19 protein-coding genes are annotated in these 21939 nt (G+C 69.3%); 4 read left to right on the forward strand and 15 right to left on the reverse strand.

The annotated features are described in order from the left end of the window. Positions 1-19: 19 nt before the first annotated feature. The 5 genes from AC07FN_RS03960 to AC07FN_RS03980 form a co-directional block, all read right to left on the reverse strand. Positions 20-1117: a glycosyltransferase gene (locus AC07FN_RS03960; protein ID WP_478394272.1), complete on the reverse strand. Its 1098-nt coding sequence runs from the start codon at positions 1115-1117 to the stop codon at positions 20-22. A gap of 112 nt (positions 1118-1229) precedes the next feature. Continuing rightward, a complete protein-coding gene (locus AC07FN_RS03965) occupies positions 1230-2219 on the reverse strand; it encodes a glycerophosphodiester phosphodiesterase family protein (protein ID WP_478394239.1) in 990 nt (329 codons plus the stop codon). A gap of 75 nt (positions 2220-2294) precedes the next feature. Next, positions 2295-2450, reverse strand: a complete 156-nt coding sequence (locus AC07FN_RS03970) for a hypothetical protein (RefSeq protein WP_478394240.1) — start codon at positions 2448-2450, stop codon at positions 2295-2297. A 24-nt stretch (positions 2451-2474) separates the two neighbouring features. After that, a complete protein-coding gene (locus AC07FN_RS03975) occupies positions 2475-3119 on the reverse strand; it encodes a GyrI-like domain-containing protein (RefSeq protein ID WP_478394241.1) in 645 nt (214 codons plus the stop codon). 291 nt (positions 3120-3410) lie between these two features. After that, positions 3411-4271, reverse strand: coding sequence for an arginase family protein (locus tag AC07FN_RS03980; protein ID WP_478394242.1), 861 nt, complete (start codon positions 4269-4271; stop codon positions 3411-3413). A gap of 252 nt (positions 4272-4523) precedes the next feature. Here AC07FN_RS03980 and AC07FN_RS03985 point away from each other — a divergent pair, with 252 nt between their 5' ends. The 3 genes from AC07FN_RS03985 to AC07FN_RS03995 all read left to right on the forward strand — a co-directional run bounded on the left by AC07FN_RS03985 (position 4524) and on the right by AC07FN_RS03995 (position 9311). Beyond that, the gene (locus AC07FN_RS03985; protein ID WP_478394243.1) at positions 4524-4877 is read left to right on the forward strand and encodes a hypothetical protein; all 354 of its coding nucleotides are present in this window, start codon (positions 4524-4526) and stop codon (positions 4875-4877) included. 138 nt (positions 4878-5015) lie between these two features. Next, positions 5016-5654, forward strand: coding sequence for a LysE family translocator (locus AC07FN_RS03990; RefSeq protein WP_478394244.1), 639 nt, complete (start codon positions 5016-5018; stop codon positions 5652-5654). 594 nt (positions 5655-6248) lie between these two features. Next, the gene (locus AC07FN_RS03995; protein WP_478394245.1) at positions 6249-9311 is read left to right on the forward strand and encodes a hypothetical protein; all 3063 of its coding nucleotides are present in this window, start codon (positions 6249-6251) and stop codon (positions 9309-9311) included. Between the two features lie 131 nt (positions 9312-9442). Here AC07FN_RS03995 and AC07FN_RS04000 read toward each other — a convergent pair whose 3' ends face one another. The 6 genes from AC07FN_RS04000 to AC07FN_RS04025 form a co-directional block, all read right to left on the reverse strand. Then, on the reverse strand, positions 9443-10828 hold the full coding sequence (locus tag AC07FN_RS04000; protein ID WP_478394246.1) for a nucleobase:cation symporter-2 family protein: 1386 nt from the start codon (positions 10826-10828) through the stop codon (positions 9443-9445). Between the two features lie 356 nt (positions 10829-11184). Then, a complete protein-coding gene (locus AC07FN_RS04005; RefSeq protein ID WP_478394247.1) occupies positions 11185-13602 on the reverse strand; it encodes a hypothetical protein in 2418 nt (805 codons plus the stop codon). Positions 13603-13674: 72 nt separating this feature from the next. After that, positions 13675-14298, reverse strand: coding sequence for a class F sortase (locus tag AC07FN_RS04010; protein WP_478394248.1), 624 nt, complete (start codon positions 14296-14298; stop codon positions 13675-13677). After that, a complete protein-coding gene (locus tag AC07FN_RS04015) occupies positions 14295-14888 on the reverse strand; it encodes a DUF4142 domain-containing protein (protein ID WP_478394249.1) in 594 nt (197 codons plus the stop codon). The genes AC07FN_RS04010 and AC07FN_RS04015 overlap by 4 nt, the downstream gene beginning before the upstream one ends. A 139-nt stretch (positions 14889-15027) precedes the next feature. Beyond that, on the reverse strand, positions 15028-16515 hold the full coding sequence (locus AC07FN_RS04020; RefSeq protein WP_478394250.1) for a heavy metal translocating P-type ATPase: 1488 nt from the start codon (positions 16513-16515) through the stop codon (positions 15028-15030). 70 nt (positions 16516-16585) lie between these two features. Next, a complete protein-coding gene (locus AC07FN_RS04025; RefSeq protein WP_478394251.1) occupies positions 16586-16993 on the reverse strand; it encodes a VOC family protein in 408 nt (135 codons plus the stop codon). Between the two features lie 73 nt (positions 16994-17066). Between AC07FN_RS04025 and AC07FN_RS04030 the strand changes: the two genes are divergently transcribed. Beyond that, complete coding sequence (locus tag AC07FN_RS04030; protein ID WP_478394252.1) at positions 17067-17522, forward strand: MarR family winged helix-turn-helix transcriptional regulator; 456 nt, start codon at positions 17067-17069, stop codon at positions 17520-17522. A gap of 99 nt (positions 17523-17621) precedes the next feature. On the opposite strand, the gene AC07FN_RS04035 is transcribed toward AC07FN_RS04030, so the two are convergent. From AC07FN_RS04035 to AC07FN_RS04050, 4 genes are read right to left on the reverse strand one after another with little or no spacing between them, the layout of a single operon-like run. Then, positions 17622-18833 (reverse strand): amidohydrolase family protein, encoded by a 1212-nt coding sequence (locus AC07FN_RS04035; RefSeq protein WP_478394253.1) that lies wholly within the window; start codon positions 18831-18833, stop codon positions 17622-17624. Between the two features lie 53 nt (positions 18834-18886). Next, positions 18887-19888: an ABC transporter ATP-binding protein gene (locus AC07FN_RS04040; RefSeq protein WP_478394254.1), complete on the reverse strand. Its 1002-nt coding sequence runs from the start codon at positions 19886-19888 to the stop codon at positions 18887-18889. Continuing rightward, complete coding sequence (locus tag AC07FN_RS04045; protein ID WP_478394255.1) at positions 19885-20898, reverse strand: ABC transporter ATP-binding protein; 1014 nt, start codon at positions 20896-20898, stop codon at positions 19885-19887. The genes AC07FN_RS04040 and AC07FN_RS04045 overlap by 4 nt, the downstream gene beginning before the upstream one ends. Beyond that, positions 20898-21899: an ABC transporter permease gene (locus AC07FN_RS04050; RefSeq protein ID WP_478394256.1), complete on the reverse strand. Its 1002-nt coding sequence runs from the start codon at positions 21897-21899 to the stop codon at positions 20898-20900. Before AC07FN_RS04050 ends, AC07FN_RS04045 begins: the two co-directional genes overlap by 1 nt. Positions 21900-21939 lie beyond the last annotated feature (40 nt).

Consider the following 21939-nt stretch of genomic DNA (forward strand, 5'->3'; position numbering starts at 1 on the left):
GCCAGCAGAGCGGTCACCCTCAGCCGGCGACGGGCCCCTGGGTGATTTCCTTGATGACATCGGCGGGGCTGGGACGAGCGTCGTTCTCCGCGGCGGCGGCCCGGGCCCGGTCGCGGAAGGTGCCCTCCGCCAACGCCCGCCGCACCGCGGGGGAGATCTCGTCCCCGCTGCCAACGGTGATCGCCGCTCCGGCAGCGGCGGCGCGGGCGGCATTGATCGGCTGATCGGCGCCCTGAGGCCACAGCACCATGGGAAGACCGTGTGCCAGGGCGCCGAGGACCGTGCCGGAACCGCCGGCACCGACGACGAGATCCGCTCGGTCGAGAAGCTGGCCGAGCGGCACGAACGGCACGAAGTGCACCTCGCCGCCGTCGGGTCGCCGGCTGGGCAGGGAGCCGTCTTCGCCCGCGTCCGGGTTCCTCATCGAGGAGCCCACAGTGGCGATCACGTTGACGTCGTGGCCTGCCGTCGCTCTCACGGTCGTGTCGAGCACGTCCGGGTCGGAGAAGATCGTGCCCAGGGTGACCAGCACCGTGGGCTTGGCCGGGTCCGCGAAGGCCGGCGGTTCGAATGCCATGTCGCGGGGGCGTCGGTGGGCTTGCGTGCGCAGCGGCAGCACGGGAACGCGGCTGGACCAGCCGGGATCCTGCAGTTGTGGTGGGCACGGGTCGATGTAGCTCAGCGGCCCGACTGGGTCCAGTCCGGCGTCCCGATAGCGCGAAGCCGCGGCGCGCTCGATCTCGGTGATCACCGCGGGCGTCGCGGGGCCGATACCCACCTGGTACCAGGGGATACCGAGACCGGCTGCGACCATCGGGCCGATCGCGTCGAACGTCTCGGCCACGATCAGGTCGGGCGCCCACTCGCGGCCAAGGCTGATCGTGTCATCGCCGCCGAGGTCCACGCGGGAGCCCCCGAAGATCTCCCCGATGAGTTCGGGCCCCGGGTGGAACGGGTCTGCGCCGGTGCGGCGGGCAGCGTCCTCGGAGAACTCCATCGGCATCGCACCTGCGGCCAGGAACTCCACCTCGGCGGCGAGCTCCGGACCGACCTCATCCCGCACACCGGCGCTGGTCGCCAGCGCAACGGTATGCCCCGCCTCGACCGCGGCCTGCATCAACGGCACCAACGGAAGAACATGGCCGTACGCGGGGGTTGCACTGAACAGAATTCGCACAAACCCAACCTACACAGCAGCCTGCTGGCCTGGCCGAATTACGCCGTCCGCTTCAGCGGTCGATCAGCGGCGCCACCTCGGCGACCCGGTTGGTCCAGACGTAGCCCGTGAAACCACCGGGGATACGCGCCAGCGACTCCCGCGTGTCGAATCCCTCGGAGAACCCACCCGATCCGGCTACCAGGACGACGCGGGTGCCCGCGGACTCCATCCGGCTCACGAACTTCGACGGCCACGCCCACAGCCACGGCGCGTAGGACTCCGGGATGTGCAGTTCGGTGTTCGCGCAGGCATCCGGAACGATCCCGGTCCACCCGATCGCCTCGTACCGCAGAAGGCAGTCGGTCATGCTGCCCTTCGACGCGGCGCGGATCTGCGGCAGCCGATCCCGGACGGCCCGCACCGGCGCATCACCACCGTAGACGGCGATGTCGGCCAGCCGAGCCGCGTCCAGCTCGGACAGCCGCTGGGCCAGCGCAGCGCCCTCGGCCGCATCCTCGCTCTTGACGTGGATCAGCAGCGGCTCCTGGGGGAACGCCGACAGCACCTCGTCCAGCGACGGCATGAGCCCGACACCGCGCCCCCGGAACGGGAAGGTCCGGCCGCCGTCCGCCGTGTAGCCGTAGCCGATGTCGAGCGCCTTCAGCTCGGCCATCGTGAAGTCCCGGGTGGTGCCGGCCCCGTCGGTGCGGCAGTCCACCTCCCAGTCGTGGAAGACCGCGAACTGCCCGTCGCTGGTGATGTGCACGTCGAGTTCGACCAGGTCTGCCCCGGAATCGAACGCCGCGCGCAGGCCGGCGATCGTGTTCTCGAGGAACCCGTGCACCGGAGGATCGATCCGCTCGGCGGTGCACGTGTCGTTCTCCACGCCGGCGGTGCTGAACGTCTGCGCGACACCGCGATGCGCCAGCACCTTCGGCGGTTCCCCGCCGACCTCGGCGAACAGCTGGGTGTTGTTGGCGAAGGCGAACGCGGCGAGGAGCGCGACGACCGCGCCGAGGATGTACCGCTTCTTCCGCCACCGCGGACGTACTTCGGGCATGCCGCATTGTGCCGCGAGTCCGGAAACCGGCTCAAACCGGTCTTCGCACCCACGACCGGCCAACGGACCAACGCCTCACCTGAGCGCGGCGCGGATCTGGACGACCGCGGTGAGGTTCGCGTCGGTCGACGCCGCCCCGTTGCGCTCCGGGTCCAGCACCGCAGGAAGTGTCCACAGTGGATCCGACCGCGCGCCGACTCGCCGCCGCGCCCGGCTCCATCGACACCACATGACTGGAGGACGGCCTGTCCTGGTTCAGCGGTGCCGAACGTCCGCAGCGTTCGCGGAACGCACCGGTTGCCTGAGGATGGTGCGCTGCTTCTCGGGTGCGACCTTGCGGAAGTCGCTCAGATAGATCTCGTGGTGCTTGCCGGCCATGCACAACCCGTGACTGGGGATGAACTCGTGATGCAGTTGCGCGAGCAGGTCCGCCTCGTCGTCGAAGGAGCCGACGTGCAGCGTCTGCACGCACCGCCCCTCGGACAGCGCATCCAGACGGACGTCGCCGAGACCCGCTGGCCGGTTCTTCCTCCCGGCCTGCTCGACCGCGGTGGCGAACATGGCCTGGTCGATCCAGCCGGGGACCATGAGCATCATCGTCCAGTCCCACTGCGACTTGTCACGAGCGGCCGTGAAGGAGTCCATGTCCTCGGCCCACCACAGGCCTTCCAACGGCGGGACCACGTAGTCGCGGCCGAGGCCCTGCTTGCTGGCGAACTTCAGCTTGTAGGCAACCGGGTAGAGCGCTTCGACCGCCTCGGCGAAAGCGGGCGAGGTGTTGGGATCACCGTGACCGTCGACCATGAGGTACCGCATGTCGGGCACGTCCACGACCCGAAACCGGCCACGTTGTGCTCGGTAGGAGTCGAGGGTCTTCTTGAAGTCGATCTTGTCGGTCATCAGGCACCTGGGCTCGCCTGGCGAGCCACTACCTTCCTGCCTCCAGGAGGCTCAGCGAGTACGAGAACACCTCACGCGCCGGTTGCGACCACTCACGAACAGCTGGGCAATCGCGTTGCTGCACAGCGGGAATCAACGTCGCGTTCACTCCCACGGTGAGCAGGTACAGCAGGGCGATGCCGGAGCGGCGACGGTGCTTCACATCGCTCTGCCTCCGCCTCGAACATCGTGTCCAGTTCCCGACCGGGTCTCTCCCGGGGTGTTCTTGTCGGCGACCAACATGACCGTGCGTCATGCTCCAGCGCGGTTTGCGTTCAAGGAACGCGCAACTACTTGAAGAACCGGTTCCAACGCATCGATGAGGGGCGCTGCGGGCGCGGCATCTGCATGCGATTCGAACTCGCCGATTTCGACACCGATGACTTCGCTTTCGGCCAGTACCTCGGCTGCCTGCTGCAGTTGCGCGAGGCTCAGCCCACCCGGCACGAGGTAGTCGGTCGGCACGGTGCCGGGTTCGAGCACGTCGCAGTCGAGGTGCACGTATACCGGCCGACCGTCGATCGCACGTCGCAGTTCCTCCGGCAGGCCGGGCCCGACTTCGACGAGTTCGATGTCGCCGCGATCGATCAGGTGCTGCTCCGGCGGGTCGATGTCACGTGCTCCGACGAGGACGGCGTTCTGCTGCGGCAGGCCGCTCCCGAGACCGGAGTCCCACAGGCCGAGCGGACCGCTGAGCGCCAGACCGCCCAGGTAACCGGTCGCAGAGGTCTGCGGGGTGTTGATGTCCGCGTGAGCGTCGAACCACACGACCACGGCATCGGGTCGGTGAGCAGCGATCCTCGGCAAGGTGGCCAGGGCGACCGCGCAGCGGCTCAGCGCGGTCACCGGCACGCCGCCGTCACCGAGCAGCTGCTCGTACCGCTGGGACATCTCTTGCAGAGCCGGGAGCGCGGCTGCGAGCTCCTCTTTCCATCCCACCGAAAGCGCCGGCTGCGGCTGGCCGATGACGACCGGCTCGGCACCGAAACGAGCAGCGAGGCTTGCCGCCACCAGTCGCGAGCCAACCATCGCCCGGTCGTTGTGGTCGCCGGCGCGACCAGCGAAGTGCGTGAGCGCAGGCGCGGTGCCAAGGGCACGATCGGTCACGGTCATCCGACTCCTTCGGGGAGATCAGCAAGAACTACTGCCATGACAGTATGGGCCGCCGATGTGGTGGCGCAATCGATATGAGGCTGGCGCCGGCTTGGACGAGGCACCAGCCCGTCGGAGAAGCGCGGAAACGTTGCGGTGGAAGGCTCTTCACGAAGGAGCGCTCAGCCCAGCAGTTCCTCGCGCTGGCTGGCGAAGAACTCGGCCAGGGTCGTCGCGGGGCGACCGGCGATCCGCTCGACCGCGTGTGTGGTGATGTCCAGCCTGTTCCCGCCATTCGGCGTGGCTCGCGACCCCTTGGCGTTACAGGCGCGGAGGCACCACACGCACCTTCGCGGTCGCTCCCGGCAGGGGTCGCTGGCCGGTCAGTACGAGCAACCCGTTCTGATCGCCGTACAGTTCGTAGCGGTAGAAGGCGACCGCGTAGGCGGTGAGCGCGTCGCGCTGCTGGGCTGGAACCAGTTCCTGGGCGGGGCAGGTACTGTCATCGGTTTGACCGGACTCGGCCGAACCTTCCTCCTTCCGCTGTCCACAGTGGCCGATTGGGCCGATCAACACGGTTCCGATATCGACGAGGCACGTGCCCGCTACGACGCGACGCCCAGTTGACATCTGCGCCGCGGACGGCGGCTGCGCTTCTCGACAGCCGCAGCATCGGCCTCGGCAGCTGAGGGATCCGGCGCTTCCTGTCGGGATGTTCCAGTAGCTTGTCCTCGGAACTGATCTGGACAGGAGGCTGCGCCGACGATGGACGTGCTGCAGGTGTTGCCCGCTTTCCTGCTCGCAGTGCTGCTGATCTCCGCCTCGCCCGGACCGGCCATGGCGTTGATCTTCCGCCGCGCCGCGCTGCACGGCTTCGGATCCGCTGTCGCGACCGTGCTGGGGCTGGAAGCCGGGCTCTACCTGTGGGCGTTGGCAGCCGGCGCGGGATTGGCCGCCCTGGTCGCTGCCTCGGAGGTCGCGTATCTGGTGCTGCGGGTGGCCGGCGCAGCACTGCTGATCTACCTCGGGGTGCGCTCGTGGATCGCCGCGATTCGGGCGAAGGGCACCGGCGAACCGGTCGAGGCCGCCGCCTCGCCCCGGCAGTCGGCTCGGCGGTCCTTCGGCGAGGGTGTGCTGGTGATGCTGGCCAACCCGAAGGCGGCAATCTTCATGTTCGCCTTCTACCCGCAGTTCATCCCGGCCGACCGGCAGCTGTTGGCCACGACGGCGGTGCTCGCGCTGATCCAGGTCGTCGTGGAGACCGCTTTCTACCTCGCCCTCGCGGCCGGGGTGGCGCGTGCCGGTGCGTGGTTCCGGCGAGCCAAGATCCGTCGTCGGCTCGAAGCTGTCAGCGGCACGGTCCTGGTCGCGCTGGGCCTGCGGGTCGCGGTCGAGAGCCGCTAGAGCACGACACACCGACGTTTCGCCTTCTCGAAAGGCATTCGTGCTCCGAAGCGCCGGTGCACGTCCGGCATCTTCGCTCGCCGGGCCGCGTGTCCAAAAAGGATCTTTGCGCAGCCGCCTGATCATTGCGCGTGGTGCATGTTCCGCCCGCCGCTGCCCGGTCACGGTGCAGGCTTCACGAGCTGAGGTCGGCGCCGATCCGCTGTCCAGGCCGGTCAGGGGTCGTGGCCGCTGGCCGGTGTTCGTCACGCACCGCCGCACCGGGTAAGGCGAGCCCGCCGGTACTCGGTGGGAACCGCTTGCCAACATCGGCGTTGACAAGGATCATGGCGGCATGACTGAACGAAAGGTTGACCCGGCCACCATCCGGTGAGCGCGGCGCATGAGCCGGGAGTCATCGTGCCCGGCAGCAGGTCTTTTGACGCACTGTCCTTCCCGGCACGGATGCGTGCGCTGTCCGCGTACGCTCGTCGGCTGTCCGACGCCGAATACGCGTCCGTCCACGCACGTCTGGACTCAGGCGGTACGTACGAACGACACCTCGGTCTCCATTTGGCCGTGGTGCGGCGTGATCTTGCGACCCTTGAACGCGCGGTGGCCGATCCGGTCCTGCGGCGACGCGCACTCGCTGCCGCGATCAGGCTTCCGGTCTCCGATGATGCGTTGGCCGCGCTGGTCCGCGGTGGGGGCCGGTTGGATCGGCTGGCCGTGTACGGCGTCCTGCGGCGATCCCGTCGCCGCGTTCTCGCGGACGTACTTGCAAGTGAAGTCCACGAGCGGTACGGGCGCGGAGAGCTCGCGGAGCTGCTGCCGGCCTGTTCGCCGGACGTGGTCGCCCGGTGGCTGGCCACGGCCGGCGCCAGCGCAGGCTCGCTGCACCGGCTCGGCCGCACCGCACCCGCCGCCGTAGCGGAGTTCGTGTTGTCCGAGACTGCCGGCAAGCAGGGCCGGGAACGTGCGGCGTGGCTGCGTGGTCATCGCGACCTGCTCGCAGTCCTGGCCACCAGGCAGCCGCGGTCGGTGGCCAAGGTGTTGCGCGAGCAGCTACGGGGTGCTCACGCTTTCGCCTCGGACCCCCGGATCTTCTCCGCGCTGTTCTCCGAACCGGACGAGCTGCTCGAGGCCGACCCCCGCTGGTTGAGATCGCACGTCTACCACGGTATGCCGCTGAGCGCCCGGAGCCGGGCCTCCATCGCGGCCATGGGCGCGGACCGGGTAGCAGCACTGCTGCGGCTGTTGGGGCCCGGTCCTGCCCGCGCGTCGGTGCTGGGCGCTGTCCCGCGTGAGCAGCGGCGGGGAGTGGTCGACCTCGCCTACTCCGCCGAGCAGTTGGGAACGGACGTGACCGCCGACGAACTCGCGTTGTTGCCCGCTGCCGACAGGGCCGAGCTGGGGCATCGCGTCCTCGCCGACGGCGAGTTCGGCCGGGGCTGGCGGCGACTGGCGATCACGGCGGTCCTGCCCTACGACCAGGCCGCCCCGGCGCTGCTGGAAGCCACGGCCAGCCATCGCTACCAAGAACGGCGCGCCGCGTGGGAGGCACTGCTGTCCTGCGCCGTGCGCGAGCGCGACCCGGAGGCGTTCGTCTCGGCGCTGCGTGCGGCCAGGCGCGCCTGGCACGACCAGGACCTGATCCGCGCCGCCGCACTTCGCCCGGTCGCTGCGGCACCGTCGCGCCTGCTTTCGGCGGTCCCTGTTTCGGTGTTCCGAGAGGTCGTGCACGCGGCGACCGGTTCCCGCGACACCACTCGGGAGACCTTCGCACTGATCTCACGGTGGTTGGCCCGTTCCCTGACCAGCGCCATTGCGCGCGGCATCCCAGACCGGGTGAACGACCTGCAAGCACTGCTGGCCCGGCTGCACGCCGACCCCCGATCGGCAGGCGGGAGCTCGCCGGCCCGCGGGCTGCCCGCCGGCGCCGGTCCCGGTTTGTGGGCGGGCCTGCGCGACCGCGCCCTTCGGGACGCGCGCCACGGGCGGTGCTCGCTCGCTTTGCGGGCAGGCGAACTCCTCGCAACGGTCCTGCATTCCGTTCCGGAGCTCGACCGGCTCGTCGGCGAGATCGCCCGCACGGCAGACGATCCCGCTGAGGCGGCGGCAGCAGCGCGGGTGTGGACTGCCTCTCCCGCAACCCGTGACGAGCGGGTCGGGGAACTGGTCGCGCACAACCCGGATCTCGGCAGGGTCGACGCGCTTTGGCAGGTCGTGGCCACCCGGAGGACCGACCTGCTCGATCGGCTGCTGGACTCCGGCGAACCGCTGCCCGCCCTGCCCGCTGGCAGGCGCGGCCGGTGGACGCCGCAACAGCGCGCCGCTTTCGAGACACATGCCGCCGCAGTGGCCGGTGACGAGGAAACCGCCCTGCGAGAACGGGAATCGGCGGTCAGGATGATCAGTGCCCCCGACACGTTGACATCGATCGCTGACACAGCTCCGCCTCCGGTGGCCGCGGCCGCGCTGTCGGCTCTGAGTGCCGCAGCACCGCAACGCGCGCTCCCCTCTCTGTTGCACCATGCAGGTGCACCAGCGGGTCCGGTGGCCCGCGCTGCGGTGCGTTCCCTCGGCGACGCACTCGACATGCTCCCCGAGTACGCAGCGCACGAGGCGCTGTTGCCGATCCTCACACGCGCCTCGGTCGGAGCAGCGAAGGAAGCGGCCCGCTTGCTGGGCGAGCACCGCCCCGCTGGGGCTGTCGACGCGCTTGCTGTTGCCTGGGCCGATGCCGCGCTGCATCGCGACATCCGCGCTGCCGTGGCGACCGCGTTGCTCGGGTTCCTCGACGAGGACGCCCGAGTGCCGGGAATGCTAGGCGAAGCGGTTCGCGGCGAAGCAGCCGTGCGGGCCGCCGTCTTCAAGGCCGCACCGGGCCGACTCGCCCCCGGCCAGCGGCCCGGTTTCGCCCGCGTGCTGGCCGGTGCCCTCACCAGCGAGGGCCCCGACTCCCCACTCGACTTGGTCAACGCGTACGCCGAGTGGTGGCCCCACGCGCCGGGCGCGATCGACCAGTTGGCCCACCTGGCGAACGCTGGTGCGCCGCAGGACCTGTTCCAGGTCGTCTCCCGCCTTCTCCTGGGGCGCCCGAGCGCGCTCGCCACTGTCGTGGACGGTCTGGTCCTGGACATCACCACCGGAAATGCGGACCTCTCCGTCGTCGCATGGCACCGGCTGGCAGAGTTGGCATCCGCTGGCGCGCACGGAGGCTACTTCGACACCACTGCGGAGGTCGACACCACCGCATCCCGGATCCTCTTCGACGGGTGCCGCGCAGCCGGAATGCACGCCGCTGGCGTGCCGCTGTTGCGAAAGCTGGCCGAGCAGACCCTTTCCGGGCCGCCCGACCTCGCCATCTGGGACGAGCTCGTCAACGCCATCGACGAACGGCCACACCGCTGGCGAGCCCCCACCGACTACGGGATGCCAACGCAGCACCGGAGCCCCGACACCGTCGCGGCAGTCACCGACCACCTGTCCCAACAGGACGGATCAGTACCCGGGCTGCTCGCGGTCCAGCTCGTCACGACGACCGCTCGCCAAGCAGGATGGGCCACCACCTGGACCCAACGGCTCCTGGCATTGCGGAACCACCGCAACACCGACGTCCGGGAAGCCGCGTGGTCAGCGCGCATGAGCCGCTGGGCCACACCTTCATACCCCTGAAGACCCCGAACTTCTCCGTTCGACCCGCACCGCCCCGGCGCAGTAGATCACGAGACAGGAAGTGTCCACTTCGCAGCGAATCGCGACCAGATCCTCGTGGATCCGGGTTCTGGCCGCGTTCGCCGGGCGCCCTAGCCGCTGGTGCCGTGAACGGGTTCGGGTGCTGCCGGTTCGGATGACGGGGTCCTCAGTGGATGGTTGAAGACGATGTTGAGCAGCACCGCCACGACGGCGCCGGCGACGATGCCGGTGCCGAACACGGTCTGGAACCACTCCGGGAACTGCTGGTAGATCTTCGGCGCGGCCAGCGGAATCAGCCCGACCGCCAGGGCGACCGACACGATGAACATGTTGTGGCCGTGCTCCAGATGCGCCCGCGACAACGTGCGGATGCCGCTGGCGGCGATACTGCCGAACAGCATCAGCCCCGCCCCTCCCAGCACCGGGTACGGCACCAGCGAAACAACGCCGCCCAGCACCGGGAACAGCCCCAGCAGAGCCATCACGCCACCGGCGGCGGCAACGACGAACCGGCTGCGCACCTGGGTCAGCGACACCACGCCGACGTTCTGGGCGAAGGCACTGGTGGGAAGTCCTCCGAACAGCGAGCCAAGGGTCGTTGCGATGCCGTCCACCCGCAGCCCGCGGGTGACGACCTCCTGCTCGACCGGGCGTTCGCAGATCTCACCGATCGCCAGCATCCCGGCCGAACTCTCGGTCATCGCCACCAGGATCACGATGCACACCGCGAGGATCGCGGCCGGGTGGAACTCGGGCGCGCCGAACTGCAGCGGCTGCGGCAACGAGAACAAGGGCGTCTGCTCGAACATGCCGGTGTCGACCATGCCGAACGGAATGGCGGCCAACGTGCCGATGACCAAGCCCAGGATCAGCGCTATCTGCTTGAGGAAGCCGCGCAACACCCGCTGCAGCACGACGATGACGACGAGGGTGAAGAATGCGAGCGCGAGATTGGCGGGAGCCCCGAAGTCCGCGGAGCCCTCTCCGCCCTGCGCCCAGGCTACGGGCACGGTCATCAGCGACACACCGATCAACGTGATCACCACGCCGGTGACCAGGTGCGGGAAGAACCGCATCAACCGGCCGAAGAACGGGCCGACCGCCAGGCAGAACACGCCGCCGACGAGAACGGCGCCGAGCACCGTCCGGATCTCGTGGCCGTCCTCCGCAGCCTGCGCCACCGACAGCAAGGACGCCAGCCCGGCCGAGGAACTAGCGTTGACGAAAGGCAGCCGATTGCCCACGAGCTGCCCGACTCCCAGCGTCTGCAGCAACGTCGCAAGCCCTGCCACCAGCAGGCTCACCGAGATCAGCACGACCTGGTCGTGCGGGTCCAGGCCACAGGCGGGGCCAAGGATGAGAGGCGGCGCCACAACGCCCGCGTACATCGCCCCGACGTGCTGGAAAGCGGCTGGAATCAGTCGCTTGGCCGGTAACTTCTCGTCAACCGGGTGGCAGGACGCTGGGGCCGGATCCCCCTGCGAAATCGTTGCCAAGACCAGTTCCCCTTAGAAAACGACTGCCCACGGTCCGCGGACGCGTGGACCGGTCTGTTCTTGTTGACCACAGGACGGGACGACACCGAACGGTCCACCCCCTCACCCTCGCGTCGCGGTCCGGCGCGGCGGGGCCGCGTTCGCCCGGCGTCAACGGGACGTGATGGGCCGGCTCCGATGCCTCCTCCCGGTGCAGAGCGCGGTGCCACAGGCACTCCTGCGCTGTCGAGTAGGAGCAAGCTACGTCCGAGATCCGACCGACGTCAACATTTTGTTGAATTTCCGCCAGGTGGAACTACCAGCGCAGAAGAACGGATGCCGACGTGGCGACCGAGAACTTCGTTCAACGCACCGGATCAGTTGAACGGCTTCCAGCGCTCTCCTGCGAAGCGGACGAGCGCCTGCTCGAGCTGAGCGGGCACGGAGCCGTCGGCCGGCAAGTGGTACATCGCGATCCATCCGGCGGAGTTGACCCGTACCCACGCGGCGAGCTCTGCCTCGGGCGCCGGGCGCACGTGCAGCATGAACTCTTCGCTCTTGCCGAACGGCGGTTCGAACTTGCGCACGGCGACTTCCGCGACCTCGTCCCACGGGAAGGTGAGCGTCCGGCGGCCGACCGTTGCCTCGATGACCTCGCTGGTCAGATGCAGCTCGATCTTCCGGCTCAGGAGGCGGAGCAGGGCCCAGACGACCAGCATGGGCCCGCCTAGGAGTGCGCCCAAGCTCAGCCACGCCTGGATGTCCGTCAAGCTGTTCCCGGACTGGACGATGAAGACCACTACCATGACGGGCAGCAGCACCACGACCACCTGCGGCTTGAACCCGGTTTCGCCGCGGCTGTGGATCCGCAGTTCGTCCGCCTCGTACCGGCCCGCGACCTGCACGACGTCCTTCCCTGTCCACGCCGACGCGAGCCGGGCCTGCAGATGGGAGTGCCGGAACTGGTACACGCCGCCGACCCGGCGCAACACCCCGGCGCGGTGGGCATCTTCGAGGAAGGTCAGGACCGACCAGGGCAATCGGCCCATCCCCGCCAACACCGCCTTCGCCAGCAGCCATTGGCACCACGGGCTCAGCACGACCACCACGACCGCGGACGCCAGCCCGCCGATCACCCAGATCCCGGACGCCGCCGCCCAGCCCGACGTCGGCAGCAGCCAGGCCACCGTCGCTCCGACCGCGGGGCTGACCAGCGCCGCTGTCAGTGCGGTGCACGCCTGCTCACCGCGGAGCAACGCACGGGGCCCCAGTACTTGGGCGGACTGCATCGGCGCGCTGAATCCGAGGATCAGGATTGCTGTGACGCCGACGCCCAAGAACAAGATGTCTGCGCCGCTGGGCAAGAACGGCACTAGCACGAGCACGATCGCGAGCGTCGTGATCGTGCCGACCAGCCGCCCCTTCAGCCTCGGTCGCCGTGGCAACTCGCTCTTCCACAACCGAAGCAAGCCGATGACCACCCCACCGGCGAGCGCGGTTTTCAACGCGACGTCCGAGCCGAGAGTGATCTCGAACGACTGGAATGCGTTCGGGGTGGGGTACCAATCGACGAGGAGGTCCATCACCTGGACCAGGACGAAATAGCTCGCGATCAGAGCGGGTACCTCGATGAGCGGGACCGGATTCGCCCGGCTCAGGCGCCACCACTTGATTTCCCTGCTGTGCAAGCGCGTCACGTGCGCGGCCAGGAACGCCAGCCACCGCTGGGCCCGCTGCGGCCCCCAATCCCGAATGGGTTTCGGCTGATCGGGCGACCTCGGCCCAGCCGGGAAGACCGCCGGCACCAACGCGTCGAGCAGATGCCGGTCGATCGCCAACGCGGCGGGAAAGCGCTTCCTGTCGAGCAACGCGGTGGGATCGTTCACCCTGCTGCTGTAGACGGTGCGCGCGAGCCACAGCATCAGCGGCGACGCGAACGCCTTGGCGACCGGTCCGCCGGGATTCGTGGTGAGCTCGGACAGCACCGGCTCCCACCGTTCCAGCTGCCGCGGCTGGGAGGTCCTGCGCAGATAGCCTGCTGCCGTCTGAGCATCCACTGGCTGTGCGCGGATCACGGCGGCGCCGCCGAGCACGCTCTTGTCAGCGATCGCCTCGGCGTATTCCGCGGCCCGGCACGTGAGGATCACCGGCGAGCCGTCGCCCAGCGCCCTGTTCAACTTGGCAAGCGCTTCTTCGAGCAGGAACTCCGGCATCTCGTCGAGGCCGTCCAGAACCGGAAGGATCCTGCGGTCGCGCACCAGCTCCCGGATCCGGTCACGGCTCAGATCCTCGCCCTGTCCCAGGTACTCCTCCTTGATGCGGCGCCCCAACCAGACGTCGAAGTGCTCCTTCACCGGGTTCCACGACGACGCCAGCAAGATCACCGGTACCGGCTGGTCCGCCGCGCGATCGCGCAGCAGCTCCAGCGCCAACAGGATCGCCAGCGACGTCTTGCCCGAGCCCGGCCCGCCGATGATCGCCAGCCGCTGCTCGGGCATCGAGCGGAACGCCTCCGTCAGCTCGGCCAGCCCACCGGCCGGCCCGGATCCCACGTTCTCCCGGTGGTCGGCCACCGACCAGTCCGCCACCCATTGCACAGGCAGTTTTCCCGCGCCCGGCAGACCTCTCGCCACGGCCTCGTCCCGCCACTGCGCGTGCACGATCCCGGCAAGCCCCCTCGCCGCCGTGTCCAGAGCCGAGTCCGTGACCGCCGGAAACACGATGTCGCCGATGATCTCCCCGGCCTGCACCACGTAGGTCGCGTTCCCCGCGAACTGGTTGTGGACATCCCCCATGGCTTTGATCTACCACCCCAGCCCGGGCAGAACAGCCGCCGACTGTGTGGATGGCATGGGAATGCCATGCGCCTACGCCGGGACGGCGTAGGCGACGATGTTGTGATCGTATTCGTGGGTTCTGTCGTTGAAGGGGCCTCCGCAGGTGATCAGCACCAGCCGGGGATGGCCGGTGCGGTCGAACACGTCCGCAGGCAGGGATGCCTTCGGGTAGCTGCGCACTGCCGCGACCCGGTACCGGTGCGTGCTGTGCGCGGAGGTGACCTCAAGGGGGTCGCCGGGCTGGAGATCAGCCACCCGGAACAAAGCACCCGGGCCGGCGCTGCGGGTGTCGACGTGCCCGGCCAGCACGACTGTGCCGCGCCGAGCCCCTGGTGCGGCGCCGGCGCTCCACCAGCCGACCACGCTGGGTGATTCGGGTACGCCCAGCTGCTGGTCCGGCCCAGGCAGCACCGGCTGCACCGGTGCGTCGACAGCCATCGTCGGCAGCCGCACCCGCTGCGGCACCTCGCTCGGTGACGCCGACTCCAGCGCCTCCCGCTCCGCAGCAGGAGCAGGTCCCGCATGGGCGGGCGGGACGGTTCCGACATGCGGCAGGGTGGGACCGCTGGCCAGAACATGGCCGAGTCCCACCGCCACGATCACCAGACCGAGCGCCAGCAGAGCCTCCGGCACCCGGCGCCGCCACGAGCTCACCCGAGCTGCCGGCGCCGACGCAGCAGCACCACGCCGGCACCCGCGGAAATCACCAGACCTCCCGCCACCAGGCCGAGGTCGGCAGCATGGGACCGTGCTCGCTCCGCCAGCCCGCCGGAACCCGTGTTGGCCCCCTTCGGAGCGATTCCGAGGGCCTTCGCAGCCGCCTGGGCATGACTCAGGTGCTTGAGCACCGCCGGGAGGAAGTCCTTCGCGTAAGCCTGCACGTCGGCATCCCGGCCGGAGTCGATTTCGGCACGCGTTTGCGTGCTCGCCTCCTGGTGTCCGGAGATCTGCGCCTGCAGATAGGTGGTGTCGAACATAGCGCCGGACGCGCCCTCCAGCTGCTTCCCGATGTTCTGCTGTCCCTCGTTCGGCGACGACGGCAGTGTCACGCCCTTCTGACCGGCCAGCTGTTCGAGTTTGCTCTGCGCGTTCTGGTGGTCGGTGAGCGTTTCCTGCGCCAGCGACCGCACCTGCGGCGTGGTGGCCTTCTGCAGCGCCAGCTTGCCGATGGTGATCTCCGCCAGATTCACCTGCGCAACCTGCGTCATGAAGGACTTGTCCTGTTCAGCCAGTTCGGCGGCCACGATGCCGGACGACTGCGCCGGGTTCGTCGACGGCGGAGCCGCGTGCGCCGCAACGCCGGGCACAGCCAACGCCGCCACCAAGGCCGCACCACCGAACGCTGCCGCAGCGCATTTCCTCATCCTGGTCACCATCCCCCGGTCAAGAACCATTTCCGTGCGGGGAGTACCCCACACGCCGCAGCAGAAACTCCGGGGCATCATGGGTAGGGGATCCCACAGCGAGAAGGCTCTTGAGGTTCCGCCACGCTGAGCAAGTCCGGAAACAGGCTCTGCAGCCCCTGAAACGAGTGGAGCTACGCCGCCGGTAGCGCGGTGTCGCCGTCGCGGTGGGCCGTGCTCCCGGAGAAGCGGCGCAGTCGTTGGCTGTTCGATACGACGAGCACCGAGGACAGAGCCATCGCGGCCGCGGCGATGAGCGGATTGAGCAGGCCCAGCGCCGCAAGCGGAAGGGCGGCGACGTCCCGGACTGCAGGCGCCGCACGACTTCGACCTTCTCGCCCGGCAGAACCTCGGCGATCACCTCGCCGATGCCCACTTCCTCGGCGACTTTCCGCGCGGTGGCGTCGTTGTCGCCGGTGAGCATCACCGTGCGCAGGCCGATTCGATGCAGTTCGGCCACAGCCGCCGCAGCCGACGGTTTGACCCGGTCCGCCACCGCGATCACGGCCACCGCGCTCCCGTCGCAACCGACGACGACCGTCGTGTTGCCCTGCTGCTCCCATTTCCGGCGCGTGCGGTCGAGATCCTCCGGCAGCTCCAGACCACGCTCGTGGAAGAGCTTGGCGCGTCCCACGAGCACGTCGTGGCCCTCGACCATTCCGGTCGCCCCCAGTCCCGGCATGCCGGTGAACCGCTCGACCTGCGGCAGAGCCTCCAGCTCCGCGCGCGCGTAGGAGCTGACCGCCGCAGCAACCGCGTGTTCGGAGACGTCCTCCACTGCGCCGGCGAGGCGCAGCACGCGTCGCACGTCGACGTCGGGGACGCAGCTCACCTCGACCGCGGTCATCCGGCCGTCGGTGACGGTACCGGTCTTGTCCAGAACCACGGTATCGATGTCCTGTGTGGACTCCAGCGACCGGTAGCCCTTGATGTAGATCCCCAGCTGCGCCGCCCGGCCTGACGCCACCATGAGAGCCGTCGGTGTCGCCAGTCCCAGCGCACATGGGCAGGCGATGACCAGCACGGCCAGCGCCGCGGTGAACGCTTCCTGCGGCGATCCCACCACGAGCAGCCATCCGAGCAACGTGCCCGCCGCCGCCACCAGCACGGCGGGCACGAAGTAGGCGGAGATGCGGTCGGCGAGCCGCTGCACCGCGGCCTTGCCCGACTGCGCCTCCTCGACCATCCGCACCATCGCCGACAACTGGGTGTCCTGACCGACCCTGGTCGCTTCGACGACCAGCCAGCCGTTCAGCACGACCGTGCCCCCGACGACCTCGTCGTTCGCGATGACCTCGACCGGAACCGACTCACCGGTCATCGCGCTGCAGTCGACCGCGGCCTGGCCATCGACAACGCGACCATCGGTGCCGATCGTCTCCCCCGCCCGCACGAGGAACCGCTGTCCGACGCCCAGTTCATCGACGGGAACCTGACGCTGCGAGCCGTCGTCGAGCAGCACGGTCACGGCCTTACCGGCTCACCGTGACCGAACGAGGTTGATATCCGGTATTCGACCAGTGACCAACGGCCCGACCCTAGTAGGACTGGAGCTCGATCAGGTGGCCGTCGGGGTCGCGCAGGTGGGCGCTGCGCAGGTTCGGGCCCCACTCCGGCCGGCCGGTCGGGCCGATGACGAGGCGGCCACCGTGCTCCAGGCAGAGGGCCAGCCGCTTGTCCACGTCGTCCACCCGGAAGACGAGCATCGCGGTGTCCTGCGCCGGGCCGGGTCGCGCGGGAAGCGCCCCGGTGCCAATGGTCGCGGCCATCGCGCCGCGATCGAACAGCACCAGGACGGCCTCGTCGTTGACGTCCCAGTTGGCGTAGGGGCCTTCCGGCGCGCCCTTGACGAGGCTTGCGCCGACCAGCGGCGGCAGGATCGCCTCGTAGAAGCGGAAGCACTCGGCGAAGCGGGTGACGAGCAGGCGGGGGTAGAGGGCATCCACAGCAGGACTCCTCGGGTCGGCGGCAAATTAGTGGGTCTGCACCCACTATAGGTGGACACCTTAGACTCGCACTATGCCCGCCGATCGATCCACTCCGCCGACCCTGCTGGATCTCAGCACCTACCTGCTCTCCCGGGTCGGCAAGACCGCCCGCGGCCTGCTGGCCGAGCGGCTGGCCGAGCGCGGCCTGCGACTGTGGGACATGGCGGCCCTCGCCGCGCTGGCCGACTTCGGGCCGCACGCCCAGCGCGACCTGGTTGTCCGGCTGGGCGTGGACCCGAGCGACATGGCCAAGGTGGTCGACCAGTTGGCCGCCGCCGGGTACGTCGACCGGGCGCGCGACATGGCGGACCGGCGGCGGGTCTCCGTCTCCCTCACCCCCGCCGGGCGGGCCCTCCTGGCGGACCTGGACGCCGAGGCACGAGCCGTCCAGGACAAGGTGCTCCAGCCGCTGGACGCGAAGGAACGCCAATTGCTCCAAGGATTGCTGCTACGCGTCCACGAAGGGCTGGCGGACGTCGACGGCTAGAAAGCCGCGATCACTTCCCGCAACGGCGCGCCGACGATGAGCAGAGTCCTTCGCGGAAATCGCCGGCATGCCCATCCGTTCCGGCTTGCGGCAAGGGGCTCAGCGGCGTACCAGGGCCAGTTGGTCGGCGACGACCACACCGTCGTGCAGGACGGTGCGGTCGGTGCCGCGGTCCATCACGGCGCTGGTCGGCGTCTCGCCGTCGACCAGCACCAGGTCGGCGCGGTCGCCGACGGCGAGACCGGGCCGGTCGGCGACCCCGGCGAGCCGGGCGACGTCGTGGCTCATGATCGAGGCCCCGCCGATGGTCGCGACCGCGAGCGACATCTCGATCAGGTCATCACGACGGAACTTGTTGGTGAAGGCCAGTTGCCAGGTGCGGTCGAGCATGTCGCAGTTGCCGTAGGGGCTCCAGTAGTCGCGCTGGCCGTCCTCGCCCAGGCCCACCCGGACGCCCGCCTCCGTCAGCGCCTCCAGGGACAGCTGGTTCCGGTCGGCCGGTGCCACGGTGGCCATCGCGATGTCCAGCTCGGCGAAGTCGTCGATGATGCGGCGGCTCACCGATTCGGAGACCGAGCCCAGCTCGTAGGCGTGGGACATCGTGACCTTGCCCTGCATGCCCAGCGCCCGGGTGCGTTCGAGCACGAGATCGGTGGAGAACACCCCGAGATGCCCCGGCTCGTGCAGGTGGATGTCCACCTCCACCTGGTACTTCTCGGCCAGCCCGAACACGACGTCCAAGTGCCCCTTGGGATCCCGGTCGAGGCTGCAGGGGTCGATGCCGCCGATCACGTCGGCTCCGGCCTTCAGCGAGGCCTCCAGGTAGTCGGCGGTGCCCTCCTCGCGGAGGATGCCTGCCTGCGAGAACGTCATGATCTGGACGTCGGCCTGACCGGCGAACTCCTCCTTCGCGGCCACCACGGCATCGAACTTCTCCAGCTTGCAGTCCACATCCACCTGGGCGTACGACCGCACCCGCGTGGTGCCGCGGGCGATCATCCGCTCCAGCGTGCCGGCCACCCGCTCCTGGAGGGGAACCTCCGCGGTGCGCCAGTTCTGCCGGTCGTTGAGCATCATCGTCCACACTCCCGGACCGCCCGTGTGCGGCCGGAACGGGAGGCCGATCCGCGTCGAGTCCAGGTGCACGTGCACGTCGCTGAACGACGGCAGCAACAGCCGGCCACGGCCCTCGACCACCTCGCCGGCCGGCTGCGCGGCCGGATCGTGCCGGCGGATCCCCGCAATGCGATCGCCGGCCAGCTCGACATCGCTGCGCTCGTCACCCCACGGGCGGATGTCGCGGATCAACACGGTCGTCACCTTTCTGTTGCGCGGTACGGATGTTCAGCAGGACGTGGATCGGCTCACCGGGGCACGGCGGCCAGTGCTTCTCCTGCGGCATCGGTGTGATGGCAGGCGATGTCGCCGCTCGGCACGCTGTCGGTGCACAACTGCCGGCGTTGCGGGTCCAGCAGCGGATGCGCCGGGCACCGGGACTGGAACACGCAGCCGCGCGGCGGGTCGGCCGGGCTGGGCAGATCGCCGGACAGCCGGATCCGCCCGCTCCGATCCGCCGCCGGGTCCGGTTGCGGGACGGCGGACAACAGCGCCTGGGTGTAGGGATGTTGCGGAGCGCCGAAAACGCCGGCGCTGTCCCCGTACTCCATGATCTTTCCCAGGTACATCACCGCGACGCGGTCGGCGAAGTGCTTGACCACGGACAGGTCGTGCGCGATGAAGAGGTACGCCACCCCGGTGTCCCGCTGGATGTCCTCCAGCAGGTTGATCACCTGCGCCTGCACCGAGACGTCCAGCGCGGACACCGGTTCGTCGCAGATGATCAGCTGCGGGTCCAGGGCGAGCGCCCGGGCGATGCCCACGCGCTGCTTCTGGCCGCCCGAGAACTCGTGCGGGAAGCGGTTGTAGTGGTCGGGACGCAGCCCCACCCGGTCCATCAGGTCCCGCACCCTGGCCTTGACGCCGCCGGTCGGTGTGACCCGTTGGGCCAGCAGCGGCGCGGCGATCGCACTGCCCACGGACTGGCGCGGGTTGAGCGAGGACGAGGGGTTCTGGAACACCATCTGCACCCGGCGCCGGTACTCCTGCAGGTCCGACCGGCGGAGTTCGGCGATCTCCTGGCCGTCGAGCCGGATGCTCCCGGAAGTGGCGGTCAGCAACCGCATGAGCAGTCGGCCGGTGGTCGACTTGCCGCAACCGGACTCCCCCACCAGCCCGAGGGTCTGCCCGGCGTCGATCGAGAAGCTGACCCCGTCGACGGCTTTGATCACGCCGCCGGCGGACTTGAAGACGCCGGAGCGGATCGGGAAGTGCTTGGTCAGGTCGGTGACCTGCAGCAGCGGCGTCATCGGACCACCTCTCCGGCCGGGGGCAGCGTCTCCAGATGGCACCGCGACGGGTGCCCCTCGGGGCCGATCAGCGTCGGCAGACGGGTACCGCAGGCGTTGTCCGGCACCAGGTGCGCCTTCGGGCAGCGGTCCGCGAACAGGCAGCCCTCGGGCAGCGCCGACAACGACGGCGGGAAGCCCGGAATCGGTGTGAGCCGCTCGGACTCCCCCGCCAGCGACGGCATCGAGGCCAGCAGCCCCTGGGTGTAGGGATGTCGCGGGTCGCTGAAGAGGTCGGCGACCGTCGCCTGCTCGACGTGCACCCCGCCGTACATCACCACGACCCGGTGGCAGACCTCGGCGATCACTCCGAGGTCGTGGGTCACCATGATCACCGAGGTGCCCGTCTCGGCCTGCAACTCGTTGAGCAGATCGAGGATCTGGGCCTGCACGGTGACGTCCAGCGCGGTGGTGGGTTCGTCGGCGATCAGCAGCTCGGGCTCGCAGACCAGCGCCATGGCGATCATCGCGCGCTGCCGCATGCCGCCGGAGAACTCGTGCGGGTATGCCGAGTACCGGCGCCGCGGGCCGGGAATCCCGACCCGGCCAAGCATGTCTACGGCGACCGCCGCCGCGGCCTTCTTGGACACGTCGTTGTGCACCCGGTAGGCCTCGGCGATCTGCACCCCGACCGGGTAGAACGGGTGCATCGCCGACAGCGGGTCCTGGAAGATCATCGCGATCTTCTTGCCCCGGTAGACGCGCATCTGGGCCTCGGTGAGCGCGTTGAGGTCCTGCCCGTCCAGGAGGATCTGACCGGTGACCGCGGCCGAGGTGTCCTTGAGCAGCCCCATCAGTGCCTGGGTCGTGACGGTCTTGCCGGAACCGGATTCGCCGACGATGCCGACGGTTTCCCCGCGCGCCAGGGTCAGGTCCATCCCGTTGACCGCGTGCACCACGCCGTCGTCGGTCGGGAAGCTCACCCTCAGGTCGCGGATGGCCAGCATGGGCGCGGCTTCAGGCGTGGTCATCAGGCGACCCTCACTCGTGGGTCGATCACCGCGTAGGCGACGTCGACCAGGACGTTGGCGACGATGATGAAGAACGCGGCCATCATGGTGATGGCCATGGTGACCGGCAGGTCGCCGGACTGCGCGGCGTGCACCGCGGTGAATCCGACGCCCGGCACCGAGAAGATCTGCTCGGTGAGCACAGCACCGCCCAGCAGGACGCCGATGTCCATCCCGAGCATGGTGACCACCGGCGTGATCCCGGCACGCACACCGTGCTTGAACACGACGCGCCGCCGGGGCATGCCCTTCGAGCGCGCGGTTCGCATGAAGTCCTCGCCGAAGGTCTCCAGCATGTTGCTGCGGGTGACCCGGATGTACTGCGCGCTGAACAGCACCGCCAGCGCCACCCAGGGCAGCAGGTAGTTCAGGAACCAGCCGCCCGGACCCGCCGCGCCGAACGGCGAGACGATCTCATTGGTGGTGAACGGCAACAGGTCCAGCGTGCTGACGAACAACAACAGCAGCAGCAGACCGGTCACCGGAATGGGCAGGGACACCCCGATCGAGGCGGCGCCGACGATCAACTTGTCGGTGAGCCGGCCCTTGCGCAGTGCCGCCAGCAGCCCCAGCCCGACGCCGGCGATGGTCCACAGCACGATCGCACCGATGCCCACCGACACCGTGTACGGCAGGGCCCGCCCGATGATCGTGGTGACGTCCTCGTTGGTCTGGAACGACTTCCCCAGGCACGGCCAGGAGCACAGGGTCCCGGAGCCCGGCGCTCCTACCGTGCGGTCGCCCAGCAGCCCGGACATGTAGGCGAAGTACTGGCTGAGGAACGGCTTGTCCATCCCGAGCGCGACGCGGGCCTCGGCGATGCGTTGCGGAGTGCACTCCTGCCCGCACGCCGCCGCGGCCGGGTCCGCCGGACCGAGCTGGAACAAGCTGAACGTCACGAAGCTGATGACGAGCAGCAGCACGATCATCGCGACGAACCGCCGCAGTACGAACCTGGTCATGGGCGCAACCTGCCAGCTCGGGATGGACTCACCGTTCTAC

The sequence above is a fragment of the Saccharopolyspora sp. NPDC045941 genome (assembly GCF_056431445.1).

What these genes read in the sequence shown, in the direction of transcription:
- AC07FN_RS04030 (WP_478394252.1), top strand. Translation starts at nt 17,067, where the DNA reads ATGCCCGCCGATCGATCCACTCCGCCGACCCTGCTGGATCTCAGCACC.
- AC07FN_RS03965 (WP_478394239.1), bottom strand. Translation starts at nt 2,219, where the DNA reads ATGCCCGAAGTACGTCCGCGGTGGCGGAAGAAGCGGTACATCCTCGGC.
- AC07FN_RS04040 (WP_478394254.1), bottom strand. Translation starts at nt 19,888, where the DNA reads ATGACGCCGCTGCTGCAGGTCACCGACCTGACCAAGCACTTCCCGATC.
- AC07FN_RS03960 (WP_478394272.1), bottom strand. Translation starts at nt 1,117, where the DNA reads ATGCAGGCCGCGGTCGAGGCGGGGCATACCGTTGCGCTGGCGACCAGC.
- AC07FN_RS04005 (WP_478394247.1), bottom strand. Translation starts at nt 13,602, where the DNA reads ATGGGGGATGTCCACAACCAGTTCGCGGGGAACGCGACCTACGTGGTG.
- AC07FN_RS03975 (WP_478394241.1), bottom strand. Translation starts at nt 3,119, where the DNA reads ATGACCGACAAGATCGACTTCAAGAAGACCCTCGACTCCTACCGAGCA.
- AC07FN_RS04050 (WP_478394256.1), bottom strand. Translation starts at nt 21,899, where the DNA reads ATGACCAGGTTCGTACTGCGGCGGTTCGTCGCGATGATCGTGCTGCTG.
- AC07FN_RS03970 (WP_478394240.1), bottom strand. Translation starts at nt 2,450, where the DNA reads ATGTGGTGTCGATGGAGCCGGGCGCGGCGGCGAGTCGGCGCGCGGTCG.
- AC07FN_RS04045 (WP_478394255.1), bottom strand. Translation starts at nt 20,898, where the DNA reads ATGACCACGCCTGAAGCCGCGCCCATGCTGGCCATCCGCGACCTGAGG.
- AC07FN_RS03985 (WP_478394243.1), top strand. Translation starts at nt 4,524, where the DNA reads ATGTCCAGCCTGTTCCCGCCATTCGGCGTGGCTCGCGACCCCTTGGCG.
- AC07FN_RS03980 (WP_478394242.1), bottom strand. Translation starts at nt 4,271, where the DNA reads ATGACCGTGACCGATCGTGCCCTTGGCACCGCGCCTGCGCTCACGCAC.
- AC07FN_RS03990 (WP_478394244.1), top strand. Translation starts at nt 5,016, where the DNA reads ATGGACGTGCTGCAGGTGTTGCCCGCTTTCCTGCTCGCAGTGCTGCTG.